The sequence below is a fragment of the Bradyrhizobium sp. genome (assembly GCF_035570375.1).
Classification (GTDB): Bacteria; Pseudomonadota; Alphaproteobacteria; order Rhizobiales; family Xanthobacteraceae; genus Bradyrhizobium.
The window spans coordinates 1-13961 of the sequence record NZ_DATMLW010000008.1 but is presented as its reverse complement, the minus strand read 5'-3'; the positions used below and the strand labels follow the sequence as shown (position 1 = coordinate 13961).

The 13961-nt window shown below is 61.7% G+C and carries 13 protein-coding genes; 7 read left to right on the top strand and 6 right to left on the bottom strand.

Annotation, left to right across the window (positions count from 1 at the left end; genetic code table 11):
- Positions 1-28: 28 nt before the first annotated feature.
- On the top strand, positions 29-1630 hold the full coding sequence (locus tag VNX23_RS00685) for a winged helix-turn-helix domain-containing tetratricopeptide repeat protein (RefSeq protein WP_325626952.1): 1602 nt from the start codon (positions 29-31) through the stop codon (positions 1628-1630).
- A gap of 1022 nt (positions 1631-2652) precedes the next feature.
- Here the strand turns inward: VNX23_RS00685 and VNX23_RS00680 are convergent.
- Positions 2653-3495, bottom strand: a complete 843-nt coding sequence (locus VNX23_RS00680) for a MoxR family ATPase (protein WP_325626950.1) — start codon at positions 3493-3495, stop codon at positions 2653-2655.
- 82 nt (positions 3496-3577) lie between these two features.
- Complete coding sequence (locus VNX23_RS00675) at positions 3578-3823, bottom strand: GlsB/YeaQ/YmgE family stress response membrane protein (protein WP_325626948.1); 246 nt, start codon at positions 3821-3823, stop codon at positions 3578-3580.
- Between the two features lie 157 nt (positions 3824-3980).
- Here VNX23_RS00675 and VNX23_RS00670 point away from each other — a divergent pair, with 157 nt between their 5' ends.
- The 3 genes from VNX23_RS00670 to sseA all read left to right on the top strand — a co-directional run bounded on the left by VNX23_RS00670 (position 3981) and on the right by sseA (position 6647).
- Positions 3981-5156, top strand: coding sequence for a VWA domain-containing protein (locus VNX23_RS00670; protein WP_325626946.1), 1176 nt, complete (start codon positions 3981-3983; stop codon positions 5154-5156).
- Positions 5157-5266: 110 nt separating this feature from the next.
- Positions 5267-5680, top strand: coding sequence for a rhodanese-like domain-containing protein (locus tag VNX23_RS00665; RefSeq protein ID WP_325626944.1), 414 nt, complete (start codon positions 5267-5269; stop codon positions 5678-5680).
- Between the two features lie 106 nt (positions 5681-5786).
- A complete protein-coding gene (gene sseA, locus VNX23_RS00660) occupies positions 5787-6647 on the top strand; it encodes a 3-mercaptopyruvate sulfurtransferase (RefSeq protein ID WP_325626942.1) in 861 nt (286 codons plus the stop codon).
- A gap of 18 nt (positions 6648-6665) precedes the next feature.
- Here sseA and VNX23_RS00655 read toward each other — a convergent pair whose 3' ends face one another.
- On the bottom strand, positions 6666-7487 hold the full coding sequence (locus VNX23_RS00655; RefSeq protein ID WP_325626940.1) for a hypothetical protein: 822 nt from the start codon (positions 7485-7487) through the stop codon (positions 6666-6668).
- Between the two features lie 494 nt (positions 7488-7981).
- On the opposite strand from VNX23_RS00655, the gene VNX23_RS00650 reads away from it, so the two are divergent.
- Together VNX23_RS00650 and VNX23_RS00645 are read left to right on the top strand one after the other, a co-directional pair.
- A complete protein-coding gene (locus VNX23_RS00650) occupies positions 7982-9352 on the top strand; it encodes a L,D-transpeptidase (RefSeq protein ID WP_414642927.1) in 1371 nt (456 codons plus the stop codon).
- A 178-nt stretch (positions 9353-9530) separates the two neighbouring features.
- The gene (locus VNX23_RS00645; protein ID WP_325626936.1) at positions 9531-10163 is read left to right on the top strand and encodes a hypothetical protein; all 633 of its coding nucleotides are present in this window, start codon (positions 9531-9533) and stop codon (positions 10161-10163) included.
- Positions 10164-10387: 224 nt separating this feature from the next.
- Here the strand turns inward: VNX23_RS00645 and VNX23_RS00640 are convergent, their stop codons facing one another.
- Complete coding sequence (locus VNX23_RS00640; RefSeq protein ID WP_325626934.1) at positions 10388-11347, bottom strand: D-2-hydroxyacid dehydrogenase family protein; 960 nt, start codon at positions 11345-11347, stop codon at positions 10388-10390.
- 231 nt (positions 11348-11578) lie between these two features.
- Positions 11579-11779 carry a hypothetical protein gene (locus tag VNX23_RS00635; protein WP_325626932.1) on the bottom strand — a complete coding sequence of 67 codons (201 nt, stop codon included), beginning with the start codon at positions 11777-11779 and terminating at the stop codon, positions 11579-11581.
- Between the two features lie 229 nt (positions 11780-12008).
- On the opposite strand from VNX23_RS00635, the gene ettA reads away from it, so the two are divergent.
- A complete protein-coding gene (ettA, locus tag VNX23_RS00630; protein ID WP_325626930.1) occupies positions 12009-13661 on the top strand; it encodes an energy-dependent translational throttle protein EttA in 1653 nt (550 codons plus the stop codon).
- A gap of 78 nt (positions 13662-13739) precedes the next feature.
- Here ettA and VNX23_RS00625 read toward each other — a convergent pair.
- Positions 13740-13961 (bottom strand): PIN domain-containing protein (locus VNX23_RS00625; RefSeq protein ID WP_325626928.1); only part of this gene is annotated, 222 nt, incomplete at its 5' end.

The window sequence follows — 13961 nt, the reverse complement described above, 5'->3', positions numbered from 1 at the left end:
CAGCCCGGCTTGATTTTGCTATATTATATTGCCGCAGGCACTCGCCGACCTGACAATCAGTGGGGCATCTAAGCTGCTGTTTTCATTTGATCATTGTTCAATTGACACGGATCGACGCGAGTTGCGCCACGATGGGGAGTTGCGCTCTGTCGAGCCCCAGGTCTTCGACTTGTTGGAGTTCCTGATTCGAAACCGCGATCGGATGGTGAGCCGGGACGACATGCTGGCGGCGGTTTGGAACGGGCGGATCGTTTCGGAATCAACGCTGGCAAGCCGCATCAATGCGGCCCGAAATGCCATCGGCGACAATGGTGAAGATCAGCGATTGATCCGCACCGTTTTACGCAAGGGCATTCGCTTTGTGGGCACCGTGCGCGAAGAGCACAAGCCTGGAGCAGCGACGACAGGTGTTGCGGCGAAACAACCAAGGTTCGCGTTGCCGCTGCCGGATAGACCCTCGATCGCCGTCCTTCCCTTCGTCAACATGAGCGGCGATACGGAGCAGGATTATTTCGCCGACGGCATTTCCGAAGACATCATCACCGGCTTATCCAAATTGCGCTGGTTTTTTGTGATCGCACGCAATTCGTCGTTCACGTACAAGGGTAAGGTTGTTGACATACGCCGGGTCGGGCACGAACTCGGGGTGCGCTACGTCTTGGAGGGGAGCGTCCGCAAGGGCGGCAGCCGCGTGCGCGTCACCGCCGACCTGATCGACGCCGCGACCGGCAAGCACCTCTGGGCCGATCACTACGATCGCGACCTGACTGACATTTTTGCGCTCCAGGACGAAATCACCAAGAAGGTTGTGGCCGCAATTGAGCCTAAGTTGCTGGAGGCCGAAGGCCTCCGTTCACAAAACCGCTCGCCGGAAGACCTCGATGCCTGGGACATGCTGATCCGAGCCAACTCTCTGTTCTGGCGACTAACCAAGGACGAGAGCCAAGCTGCAATCGCGCTACTTGAGCAGGTCGTTCAACAACACCCGTTCTACGCGCCGGCTCACAGCATGCTGGCCTTTGTACTGTTGGTGTCACGTCAAGGCGGGTGGCACATGATGGAGCCACAAGTCACGCAGGCTGCGAACCTCGCGGCGCGGGCGGTGGAACTGGACGACAGCGATCCGTGGGCGCATCTTGCCCTGGGCTTCGTGGCCTTCACCAGGCGGCGTACCGACGAGGCGGCCGAGGAATTTCAGCGCGCACTCGATCTCAATCCAAACTTCGCGGCCGCGCACGGCTTTCTCGGCTGCGCGCTCGCCTTTGACGGTCGATCCGATCAGGCCATTGACCACATTGAGCAAGCCATCCGAATGAGCCCGCACGATCCGCAGAATGCGTTGCTCAAAGCGGCCCTCGCTGCTGCTCATTATCAGGCGGGCCGCTACGCGGAAGCCATCGGCTTCGGCCGTAAAGCCATTCAACAGCGATTCGAGTTGACCAACGGTCATCGAATTTACGTCGCTAGCCTGGCCCAGGCGGGCCAAATTGATGATGCTCGCTCAGCTCTCGCGCGACTACAAGAATTGCATCCTGAGAATTCAATTGCCTGGATCGAGCGCAACGTCCCTTACACGCCGGGACCGATGGCAAAATTCCTCGAAGGCTTCCGCAAGGCGGGACTGCGATAGGCCCAGCGCGCTCGGCTTTGCGAATGACTGCATTTGGCCCCTGAGCGGACCTCGGGATGTCCGATTTGAGTCTGGCACACGATCGTGAATATCCATCGCCTACCGCCGAATTTACGGGTTCGCGCTTAGCCCTTGACAGCCTGCATTCCATGTGCCGCCCGCGCCTCCGCTGATTTGCCCGTCGTGTCAATCTGCCGCAAGCCGACGCGCTTGATCTCGCGCCCAAATCAAAAGCATTTTCCCGCTGTCCCGCCTCGATCAGAGGGGCGTTTCGCGATCGTCACGAACGTTGGGTGCGGGATGCGGTGGACGCTGCGGCGCTTTTGACGAATAGCGCTTGAGGCGGACGGCGAAGTCGTGTGGTGCCCGTGTCGCCGATTTGAAGTTCCTGCAGAGTTTGCCGCGAGTCCGTACCAGGAACGTCAAATCGAAAGCGGCACTGGAATTTTTTGAATTTGCTAGTGCCCTTTGCTTTCCGAAGTTCGTGAAGGGAGGAGCCGCAAGGGTGCACGAACTTCGGAAAGCGGGCACTAGACGCCCCGACGCTGGCGTCAAGTTCGCGGAGATGATCCGCGCGCGACGGTGGCAAGAAAGCCCGGTCACCGGGGAGAGCGCGCTATAAGCCGTTAAAACCATTGCGCGGGAGTGCCGGGTGTTTCCGGTGTGACCGTGGTGACTACACTCGTATGCTCATTTTATTTTGCATGCGAGGCTGCGGGCGCTATCGGAGCGTCCGGCATTCCCTGCGCCCTCCGATTGGAGTGGCGAATGTTTTCGCCATAACCCGGGCGGAATTTGCGTCGCGGAATGCGCGGGCGTGTGTTGGGACGTCACCATCCTACGAGCTGAATCGGGAGCGGACGCACAAAGACAATAGGTCGTCCCTGCGAAAGCAGGGACCCATAACCACAGGGATTAGTGGTCTGGCGAAAGCCGTTTGACAGCATCTCTCAAAACAAGGGGTACGGCGTATGGGTCCCCGCGTTCGCGGGACGACGACGAGGGATGACGCAGCAGCACCCTCACACCTCGCGTCGGCTCAAGAACGCCAGCCGCTCGAACAGATGCACGTCCTGCTCGTTCTTGAGCAGCGCGCCGTGCAGCGGCGGGATCAGCTTGCGCGGATCACGCTCCCTGAGCATTTCCGGCGTGATGTCCTCATTGAGGAGAAGTTTCAACCAGTCGAGAAGCTCCGAGGTCGAAGGCTTCTTCTTCAATCCCGGAACCTCGCGCACCTCGAAGAAAATCCGCAACGCCTCTTCCACCAGGCGCTTCTTGATATCAGGAAAATGCACGTCGACGATCCGTCCCATGGTCTCGACGTCGGGGAATTTGATGTAGTGGAAGAAGCAACGGCGCAGGAAAGCGTCGGGCAATTCCTTCTCGTTGTTGGACGTGATCATCACGATCGGCCGCAGCTTTGCCTTGATGTTCTCGCCGGTCTCGTAAACGAAGAACTCCATGCGATCGAGTTCGAGCAAGAGATCGTTGGGAAACTCGATGTCGGCCTTGTCGATCTCGTCGATCAGGAGCACCGGGCGCTTTTCGCTCGTGAAAGCATCCCACAATTTTCCGCGCTTGATGTAGTTGCCGATGTCGGAGACGCGCGCATCGCCGAGCTGGCTGTCGCGCAGGCGCGACACCGCGTCGTATTCGTAAAGTCCCTGCTGGGCCTTGGTGGTGGATTTGATGTGCCAGGTCAAAAGCGGCGCGCCGATCGCCTTCGCGACTTCCTCGGCGAGCACGGTCTTGCCGGTGCCCGGCTCGCCCTTGATCAATAATGGCCGCTCGAGCACGATCGACGCGTTCACCGCGACCTTGAGGTCCTCGGTGGCGACATAATCCTTGGTACCGGTGAATTTCATTCTGCCATTGCCTTGCTGTCTTTTCAGGGAAGCGAACAGGAAACGACCGCCTGATCGGCGGTCGTTATCCGCATCAATATGGTCACGCGCGTTTTATAAACGAGAGTATTACCAGCACAATAACCGCGCCGATGGTGGCATCGATGACCTGGCCCGCGACACCGCCCGCCAGCACCACGCCCAGTCGCGGCAGGACGAAACCGGCGACCAGCGCGCCGATGATGCCGACCACGATGTTTCCGATCAGCCCAAAACCTGCGCCACGGACGATCAGGCCGGCGAGCCAGCCGGCGATCGCACCGATGATGAGTGCAGCCAAAATACCCATGAATGCAGCCCCCTTTCGTGAAAATTGACCGTCCAATTCTAGTCGAAAAACGCCTCCGGTCTACCTTGGTGAAGGGGCTGATGGCAGCCGAAATACAGTGACCTGATCCGCGCTGTCCGCCCTTGACGAAGAGCGGCCGGGGCGCGATTTGTGAACCATGTTCCTGCAATTCTTCACTTCCCTGCGCGAGGCCCAGGTCCCGGTGACCTTGCGCGAATATCTGACGCTGCTCGAGGCCGTCGATGCCGATCTCGCCGATCAGACGGTCGAGAATTTCTATTACCTTTCGCGCGCGGCGCTCGTGAAGGACGAGCGCAACCTCGACAAGTTCGATCGCGTGTTCGGCACCGTGTTCAAGGGGCTGGAGAACCTGCTCGGGGCCATGGAGAAGGCCGACATTCCGGCCGAATGGCTGAAGAAGCTCGCGGAGAAGTACCTTACCGAGGAAGAAAGGAAGCAGATCGAGGCGATGGGCTGGGACAAGCTCATGGAGACGCTTCGCAAGCGGCTCGCCGAACAGAAGGGCCGCCACCAGGGCGGCAACAAATGGATCGGCACCGCCGGTACCTCGCCGTTCGGCGCCCATGGCTATAATCCCGAAGGCATCCGCATCGGCCAGGAGAAGAACCGCAATTTCCGCGCCGTGAAGGTGTGGGATCGCCGCGAATTCAAGGATCTCGACGGCAATGTCGAGCTCGGCATCCGCAACATCAAGATCGCGCTGCGGCGCCTGCGCAAGTTTGCGCGCACCGGCGCGCCGGACGAACTCGACCTCGACACCACCATCCGGGAAACCGCCAACCACGGCTATCTCGACGTGCACATGCGCCCCGAGCGGCGCAACGCGGTGAAGGTTTTGGTGTTCTTCGACATCGGCGGCTCGATGGATTCCCATATCGAGCAGGTCGAGGAATTGTTCTCGGCAGCCAAAAGCGAATTCAAGCACATGGAATATTTCTACTTCCACAACTGCCTCTATGAAGGCGTCTGGAAGCAGAACCGCCGCCGCTTCACCGACCGCACGCCGACCTGGGACGTGCTGCACAAATACCCGCACGACTACAAGGTGGTGTTCGTCGGCGACGCCTCGATGTCGCCTTACGAAATCATGGTCCCCGGGGGCTCGGTCGAGCACGTCAACGAGGAGGCGGGCTCGGTCTGGCTCGAACGCATCACGGCCACCTATCCGCATGCGGTGTGGCTCAATCCGGTGTCGCAGCGGCACTGGGACTATTCGGAATCGACTACCATCATCCGACGGATCTTTTCCAACCGCATGTATCCGATCACGATCGAAGGCCTGGAAGGTGCAATGAAGGAGCTGGTGCGGTAGCCGGCAACGTCGTTCCGGGGCGCCCTTAGGGCGAACCCGGAACCTCGAGATTCCGGGTCTGGTCCTTCGGACCATCCCGGAATGACGGTGGAAAACAAAATAGGAGTCCCATGCCCCAGAACATCCATCGCGGAATCAAGGCGCTGCTTGAAGAGGCCAATGCAGAGATCGAGACGCTGAGTGCGGTCGAGGCCATCAAGGCCTCGCAGAGCGGCGACATCGTCATCGTCGACATCCGCGATCCCAGAGAGATCGAACGCGACGGCCGCATACCGGGCGCCTTCTCCTGCACCCGCGGCATGCTCGAATTCTGGATCGATCCGGCAAGCCCGTATGCCAAACCGATCTTCCAGCAGGACAAGAAGTTCGTCTTCCATTGTGCCGGCGGCATGCGCTCGGCTCTCGCGGCAAAGACCGCGCAGGACATGGGGTTGAAGCCGGTGGCGCATATCGCCGGCGGATTTGCCGCCTGGCGCGAGGCCGGCGGTCCGACCGAGGGATATGAACCGAAGAAGAAAACCTGACATCGTCACACGCGGGCTTGACCCGCGTGTCCATCCTTTGAAGAAAGATGGATGGCCGGATCAAGTCCGGCCACGACGATCGAGTGATACTGGAGATTTTTCGTACATGACAACACCATCCGATGATCCCCTCATCTCCACCGAATGGCTCGCCGCCCATCTCGATGATCCCAAGGTCAAGATCATCGACGCATCTTTCAAGATGCCCGGCGTGACTCCGCTGCCGAAGGACGATTATCTCGCGGCGCATATTCCAGGCGCGGCGTTCTTCGACGTCGATGACGTATCGGACCATGACAACCCGCTGCCGCACATGTTTCCGAGCGCGGAGCAGTTTGGCCGCGATGTCGGCGCTCTAGGCATCGGCGACGGCGATACGGTCGTGATTTATGATGCCGGCGGCTGGGTCGCCGGCCCGCGCGCCTGGTGGATGTTCCTCGCCTACGGCCACGACAAGGTCCGCGTGCTCGACGGCGGCTTGAAGAAGTGGGTCGCCGAGGGGCGAGCGACCGAGAGCGGCGCGGTGTCGCCGAAGCCCGCCACCTTCAGGGCCACGTTCGACGCCAAGCGCGTTCGCACCATGGGTGAGATGGTCGCCAATGTCGCAAGCAGGGCCGAGCAGGTGATCGACGCGCGCGCAACCGATCGCTTCGAGGGCCGTGTGGCGGAGCCGCGCCCGGGCTTGAGGGCGGGACACATTCCCGGCAGTCGCAATGTTCCCTACAATAGACTGTTCGACGCGGCGTCCGGCACGATGAAGCCATTGGAGGAATTGCGCTCCGCGTTCTCGGAGGCGGGTGTCAAGCTTGATGCGCCCATCGTGACGAGTTGCGGGTCGGGCGTTTCGGCGGCCGTGTTGACATTGGCGCTTTACAGATTGGGGGTGCGCGGTACGGCGCTTTACGACGGCTCGTGGTCGGAATGGGGCGTCGCGGACGGGCCGCCAATCGCGACCGGTCCGGGCTGATCCTCTTTAACTGGTTAACTAGCGCGCGCGAGCGCCCTGCGCCGGCTGCCGGAAGATCGGATCGATTGGAAAGGGCTGCAGCGCCTGTTGTGCCGCCAGCTTGGCGCGCGCAGCCGCGATTTGGCGACGGTTTGCAGCGCGCTTCGCCTCGGCTCGTTTCTTGGCCGCATCCTGATTGGTTTGTGATGGATCAGCCTTGGTGGCGGCGTTGGCCTTGGGTGGGGTCTCCTCGATGTCGACCGGCGGCCCGCCCAGCGTAGCGATCTTCGCCGCGGCGCCGGTGTCGATCAATTCAAGCTGCGCGGCGATCAGATCGCCTCGCGCCGCAGCCGGCGGATCGTCGCGGGGCGGAGTGTCGATCGTTGCGGCCGCTGTCAGCCTTGTTGCGACGGCCTCGACGGGCTCTGTGGCTGCAGGCTTTTCGGTAGACGCCGGTGCGGCCTCGGTCGCGGCGATATTCTCGCCCGCTGGACCTTCGGTGTTCGCGGTTTGCGTTTTTTCAGCTTCACGCGGCAGGGATTCTTCAGGTTTTGATGCGGCGATCTCTTCAGGGGCGCCCGCCGGCGCCGCACCTGCGGCCGTTTCCTCCGCCGGTGCGGCACTGGCAGGCGCGTTTTGCGATTTCTCCGCGGCCGGCAGTTCCTCGACCCTCAGCGCCGCCAGTACCGGCGGCGCGTCGCCCGATTGCGCAAAGGTTACTTCCGGAGTCGCCCGCCACGACGGGTTGGAGGCAAATTCCTCGTGGGCCGAGCGCAACAACGCCGCCGCGCCCAAGGCGAAGATCAGGAGCGACATCGACAACATGATCGCCGCAAACAGGAAGCGGAAGCCGGGGAGCATGGACTTGAAGCGTTCTGCCTTGGTCAGCAATCTGCAAAGGCCGTGGAGGCATCGGGAACGCGGTGATTGAACTGGCCGCGTTCGCGGACGCAGCGGGCACGCGGCGCAGCGAATCAGGCTTCATTGAAGAATACCGAAAACGATTCCAGACGCTCGTTAAATATCGAACGTCGTGGCTCGAGGCCCACTGTTCACCTCGCCGGTGCGATCTTCGAGTCTCGCGGGCGATCGAGCGGATCGCACTTCGGCGTTTCGAAAGGCCGTCACGGCTAGCGATATCTCGGGGGCGAGGCTTCTTGACGCATCGGCTACGCTTGCAAAGAACGCTTTCGGCTGATCTTTCCTTGGCAGAAGGACCGGTTTCCCTGAGCTCTCACGCGCCTTCACAAAATGGCCGAAGCCGGCGCAATCGCCGGGATTTGTCTTGAATGCGCCGCTATCTTCGGTCATCAGCCGTTAACGGTCCGGTGTCGGCTTGGGGCTATACAAGAGTAATGATGACTAAACGGATTCTGACGATTTGTGTCGCTGTTTCCGCCGCTTTGGCGGCAGGAGCGGCGGGAACCCAGCCTGCGTCGGCGCAACAGGGATACCCGGTCCCACCGGGGGCGGTCTATGCGCCACGCCCGCCGGCCGGCTATCCGACCGATTACCGTGCACCGCGCCCGATGGAATTCGACCTCGTGGACGAGGACGAAGGGCCAATTGGATACGGTCCGGGCGCTCTGCCGCCGCCGGGTCCGATCCTTTCGCCGGATGACCCCCGTTATGGCCGGCCCGCCGGGGCGCCGCCGGTTTATTCCGAGCGCGGCCCGATCCTTTCGCCCGATGATCCCCGCTACGGCCGCCCGGTCGGCGCGCCGCCGGTGCCTTCGGGTCCGATCCTTTCGCCTGACGACCCCCGCTACGCCCATCCGGCCAATATGCCACCGGTATATACCGGGCCGATCCTCTCGCCGGATGATCCGCGTTATGGCCGCCGCGATCCGCCGCCGGTGATCTACGCGGACCGCCCGCCCGGAGCGCCACCGCAGGGACCGGGCATGGTCTATCCGGGTGAGGACCCGGCGCTTCGTCCGCCCGCGGCCATCGGGGCCGCCCCGGGCGTCACTGGAACCGTGCAGCCGGGAATGGTGCAGCAGGGAGCGCTGCCCCCGCAGCCTGCGCAACCGCCAGGCGCTGACGGACGGCCGATGGTGCTTTCGGCATTGCCGCCGGAGGAACAGCCGGATGCGGCACCGGCGAACTTGCCGCCAAACCTGCGCCGTCAGGAAGTCAATTTCGCCACCAAGGAGCCTGCGGGAACGCTGATTGTCGATACGCCGCACACCTATCTTTATTACGTGCTCGGCAATGGTCGCGCTGTCCGCTACGGGGTGCGCGTCGGCCGCGACGGTTTCACCTGGGCCGGCGTGCAGAAGATCTCCCGCAAGGCCGAGTGGCCGGATTGGCATCCGCCGTCGGAGATGATCGATCGCCAGCCCTATCTGCCGCGCTTCATGGCCGGCGGTCCCGGCAACCCGCTGGGCGCGCGTGCGATGTATCTCGGCAATACGGTCTACCGTATCCACGGCACCAATCAGCCGTCGACGATCGGCAAGTTCGTCTCTTCGGGCTGCATCGGCATGCTGAACGAAGACGTCAGCGATCTCTTTGATCGCGTCAAGATCGGCACCCGCGTGGTCGTATGGCCCGGCAGCCCGCCGGCAGGATCGACCACCACCGCTTCGGCAGCGCCGCTGCCCCCGCCGGGCGCGGCAGCCAATGCGACAACGCATGCGGCGGCGCCGCTGCCTCCCTCGAACGTTCCGGGCACGCAACCGACCGTGGTGCCGCCGCTGCCGCCGCCGGTGACGATTCGATAGTGGGCTGGATTTGACATTCGCAAAAGGGCGCGCCGCGGCGCGCCTTTTTTGTTGCGCTCGCAATCGTTTGATCTCGTTTTGCAAGGTGTAGTTAATTGTTCGTTCATAGAAGTCGGATTGTCTGATTCCGCCGCAGATCGCGGAACCGTAATGCGCGTACTTTGAAAAAGAGCTGGCGGTGAGTGCAATCGCTGCGACCCAGAGCACCAGTCGAATTACGCCCGTCAATGAGAGGGTCTATCACCAGAGCAATCTTTTAGGTGACTGGAAAGGCTCGATCTCGAAAACTCATGGGGCCGTTGAAGTCAAGGTCGTCAGCATCAATGGCAGCACGGCGCAGGTCGAATATACGCACAACGGCCATACCGAACGCGGCACCGGTACCGTCAGCCAGAATTTCATCACCTTCGGTAATGTGACGATCGCCACCCGCGACGGGAAACAAGCCGCGTTCGAGTTTTCGTTTCAGGCACCAGGGCAGATTTCCCAATCGGGGACGCAGACCGCGGTCCTCGCCAAGGCTCCCACCCCTGCCTCGGACCAGAACCCGCTGATCGGCAGCTTTACGGGCGCGGACGCCGATCACAGCGTTTCCTTTACGGTCGTCTCGATCGACGGACGGGATGCGCAGGTCAAATTCACTATCGACGGCAACAGCGGGAAGGGAGTCGGCGACGTGAATCAGAACGCCGTTCTCTTCGGCAAGGTGGCATTCACCAATATCGATGGAACGAACGGCAAGGTGACGTTTCAGTCCGGCCACCAGACGTTTTCGCTCCCCGTTAAGAGGTTTACGCCCAAGACGGCCTGATCGTACCGCGAAGTTGGGTCCAACCTTGCAAAAGGCACTCCGCGGGGGGCCTTTTTGTTGCTGTTCGTCCTTTGAGACGCGCAAGTGCGCGTCTCCTCAGGGCGAGGGCGTTACCAAGCGTCCAGAGCGAGACCTTCATGGTGAGGAGGCGCGGGCACCCAAGCAGCCCGAGCGGGAGCGAGGTCGCAACATGGCCGCGCAGTCTCGAACCATGAGGCCGCCCTCTACGCCAGCCTTCGCACCGGCTCGCCCTTGAACCAGGCGTCGATGCCTTCGACCATCTGGTTGTAGTGTGCGACAAAGGTTTCCTTGGTGACGTAGCCGAGATGCGGCGTCAGCACGAGATTGTCGAGCTTGCGGAAGGGATGATCGAGGGGAAGCGGCTCGACCGAGAACACGTCCACCGCAGCGCCTGCGATCTTGCGCGCTTTCAGCGTTTCCAGCAGTGCCTTTTCATCGACGATCGGTCCGCGCGCCGTGTTGACGAGATAGCTGGTCGGCTTCATGCGGGCGAGATCGGCAGCGCCGACGAGACCCCGCGAACGGTCGCTTAGCACCACGTGGATGGTGATGATGTCGGAGGTTGCGAATAATTCTTCCCTCGTGGCGTAACCGACGCCGACCTCCTTGCATCGTTCTGGGGTCAGGTTCGGGCTCCAGGCGATCACGTTCATGCCGAATGCCTTCGCCAGTCCCGATACCTTGGCCCCCAGCTTGCCGAGCCCGACCACGCCGAGCGTCTTGCCCTCGATCTCGATGCCGACGTGTTTCTGCAAGTATTCGCCGGCATGCATGCGCGCGTTCTCGCGGCCGATGTTGCGGGTCAGTTCCAGGATCAGGCCCATGGTCAGTGGCGCGGTCGGATCGCGGGGCCAGTGGGTTCCGCACACTGTCACCTGTCTTTCCTTCGCGGCTTGCATGTCGATCGAATTGTTGCGCATGCCCGAGGTGATCAGGAGTTTCAGCCCGGGCAGGCTTGCAAACATCGCGCGGGGAAACGGCGTGCGCTCGCGCATCGCGCAGATGATCTCGAAATCCTTCAACGCGCTCGCCGCCGCCTCGCTCGAGGCAAAGGGCTGGTTGAAGACGGTGATATCGACGCGATCGTCGATTTTCGACCAGTCCGCGACGCTGAGAGCGAGGTTGAGATAGTCATCGAGAATTGCACAGCGCAGCCGCGTCATGAAAGGATCCGTTCATGGAAAATGTGAGGGCGCGGCATCCGTGCCGGCTCGACGATGCCTATCGTCGCCCGCCGCGCCTTTTCAGGCAAGCCGCCGGAACCATCAAAAAGGCAGGACGGCCGCTAGGAACTGTTGTCATGCCGGACGGTCCGCGCGCCCCTGCCGATCCGGAATCTCGAGATTGCGGTGCGAGCTTCTGCTCGCGCCCCCGAAGGACACGGGTCGAGGAATTCAGCTGGCGCGCCGGCGGGAGGCTGCCTGCTTGGCGCGGCAGGCGGGGCCTGGTCCGCGCATATAATACAGTTCCGGGCGGTAGGGATTGAAGGCTTTGGCGAAGAACTGGCGCCAGAATGCTCGGAATTCGGCAAAATGGCCCGCCCGGCCACTGCTGCGGGTCGGGGAGGGCAGGGAGTCCGAGGTGATGCTCGCCATGACGAATCCTGTCTTCTTCCGGCGACTTCTGTCGCGCGAAGCGTTCTTTTCGACGCTGGTGGGGAGTTTCAGCCGTCAATTGTTAAAACTCGGTTTCAATTGTTTCTATTCCCGCCAAAAGTGGTGAACGGACGGAAAACGCTTAGCCCGCGGTTGCCCTTTAAAGGTTGCGCCGCTACATCAGCGCCAGAAAAAATCTCCTCAAATCGTTCACCTTTCAGGGATCGTGATGGCCCGTCAGTTCGTCTATTTCATGCAAGGCCTGTCAAAGACCTACCCGGGCAACCGCAAGGTCCTCGATAACATCCACCTTTCGTTCTATCCGGATGCCAAGATCGGCGTGCTCGGCGTCAACGGCTCCGGCAAATCGACGCTTTTGCGAATCATGGCGGGGATCGACAAGGAATATACCGGCGAGGCCTGGGTCGCCGAGGGCGCGCGGGTCGGCTATCTCGAACAGGAACCGCAGCTCGATCCGGCCAGGAACGTCCGCGAAAACGTCATGTTGGGGGTCGCCAAGCAGAAGGCGATCCTCGACCGCTATAACGAGCTCGCGGTCAATTATTCCGACGAAACCGCAGACGAGATGACCCGCCTCCAGGACGAGATCGAGGCTGCAGGCCTGTGGGATCTCGACAGCAAGGTCGATCAGGCGATGGACGCCTTGCGCTGTCCGCCAGACGAGGCCGACGTCACCAAGCTCTCCGGCGGCGAGCGCCGCCGCGTCGCGCTGTGCCGGCTGTTGCTCGACCAGCCCGACCTGTTGCTGCTCGACGAGCCGACCAACCATCTCGATGCGGAATCGGTGTCCTGGCTCGAAGGCCATTTGCGCAACTATCCCGGCGCCATCCTGATCGTCACCCACGACCGTTACTTCCTCGACAACGTGACGGGCTGGATCCTCGAACTCGACCGCGGCCGGGGCATTCCCTATGAGGGCAACTACTCTTCCTGGCTGGTACAGAAGCAGAAGCGGCTCGAGCAGGAGGGCCGCGAGGAAGCCGCGCATCAACGCACGCTCGCCCGCGAGCAGGAATGGATCGCGGCCTCGCCGAAGGCGCGCCAGGCCAAATCCAAGGCGCGCTATCAGCGCTATGAAGAGCTGTTGAAGAAGGCGGGCGAAAAGCAGGTGCAGACCGCGCAGATCACCATTCCCGTGGCCGAGCGGCTCGGTCAGAACGTGATCGATTTCGAGGGGCTCACCAAGGGATATGGCGATCGCCTGCTGATCGACGATCTCACCTTCAAGCTGCCGCCGGGCGGCATCGTCGGCGTGATCGGGCCGAACGGCGCCGGCAAGACCACCTTGTTCCGGATGATCACCTCCCAGGAAAAGCCGGACAAGGGCACGATCACGACCGGCGAAAGCGTGCATCTTGGCTATGTCGACCAGTCGCGCGACAGCCTCGACGGCAGCAAGACGGTGTGGGAGGAGATTTCCGGCGGCAATGAACTGATCCTGCTCGGAAAACGCGAGGTCAATTCGCGCGGCTATTGCTCCTCGTTCAATTTCAAGGGCGCCGACCAGCAGAAGAAGGTCGGCTCGCTGTCGGGCGGCGAACGCAACCGCGTGCATCTGGCCAAGATGCTCAAATCCGGCGCCAACGTGCTTCTGCTCGACGAGCCGACCAACGATCTCGACGTCGATACGCTGCGCGCGCTGGAGGAGGCGCTGGAGGATTTTGCCGGCTGCGCCGTGATTATCAGCCACGACCGCTGGTTCCTCGATCGCATCGCCACCCACATGCTGGCCTTCGAGGGCGACAGCCATGTCGAATGGTTCGAAGGCAACTTCCAGGATTATGAAAAAGACAAGATGCGCCGCCTCGGCACCGACAGCATCATTCCGCACCGTCTGAAATACAAGAAATTCGCGAGGTAGGATTCTTCGGTTTGGCTCCGGTGGCACAGTTTCATCGTGGGCAACGTCGCCTCGTACGCCACGCCCAGACGAGGAAGGTCAATCACCGTCGTGCCAGGGATTGATCACCGGTAGGCCAGCCGCTTCGAACGGTGCCGTATCGCGCGTCGCCACCGTCAATCCATGTGTTATCGCGATCGCTGCGATTTGTCCGTCGGCCACGCCGATCGGCCGCCCCAACGCTCCCGCGCGGCTTATGACCGAGGCATAAGCCGAGGCGGCCGCCTCATCGAAAGCGAGTGCTCTCTCGTCAAAGAGGCC

Bases quoted from the DNA above. Each gene is read 5' to 3' on its own strand.
- VNX23_RS00680 (WP_325626950.1), bottom strand. From the start codon at position 3,495: ATGAAATTCACCGGTACCAAGGATTATGTCGCCACCGAGGACCTCAAG.
- VNX23_RS00675 (WP_325626948.1), bottom strand. From the start codon at position 3,823: ATGGGTATTTTGGCTGCACTCATCATCGGTGCGATCGCCGGCTGGCTC.
- VNX23_RS00670 (WP_325626946.1), top strand. From the start codon at position 3,981: ATGTTCCTGCAATTCTTCACTTCCCTGCGCGAGGCCCAGGTCCCGGTG.
- VNX23_RS00665 (WP_325626944.1), top strand. From the start codon at position 5,267: ATGCCCCAGAACATCCATCGCGGAATCAAGGCGCTGCTTGAAGAGGCC.
- sseA (WP_325626942.1), top strand. From the start codon at position 5,787: ATGACAACACCATCCGATGATCCCCTCATCTCCACCGAATGGCTCGCC.
- VNX23_RS00655 (WP_325626940.1), bottom strand. From the start codon at position 7,487: ATGCTCCCCGGCTTCCGCTTCCTGTTTGCGGCGATCATGTTGTCGATG.
- VNX23_RS00650 (WP_414642927.1), top strand. From the start codon at position 7,982: ATGATGACTAAACGGATTCTGACGATTTGTGTCGCTGTTTCCGCCGCT.
- VNX23_RS00640 (WP_325626934.1), bottom strand. From the start codon at position 11,347: ATGACGCGGCTGCGCTGTGCAATTCTCGATGACTATCTCAACCTCGCT.
- VNX23_RS00635 (WP_325626932.1), bottom strand. From the start codon at position 11,779: ATGGCGAGCATCACCTCGGACTCCCTGCCCTCCCCGACCCGCAGCAGT.
- ettA (WP_325626930.1), top strand. From the start codon at position 12,009: ATGGCCCGTCAGTTCGTCTATTTCATGCAAGGCCTGTCAAAGACCTAC.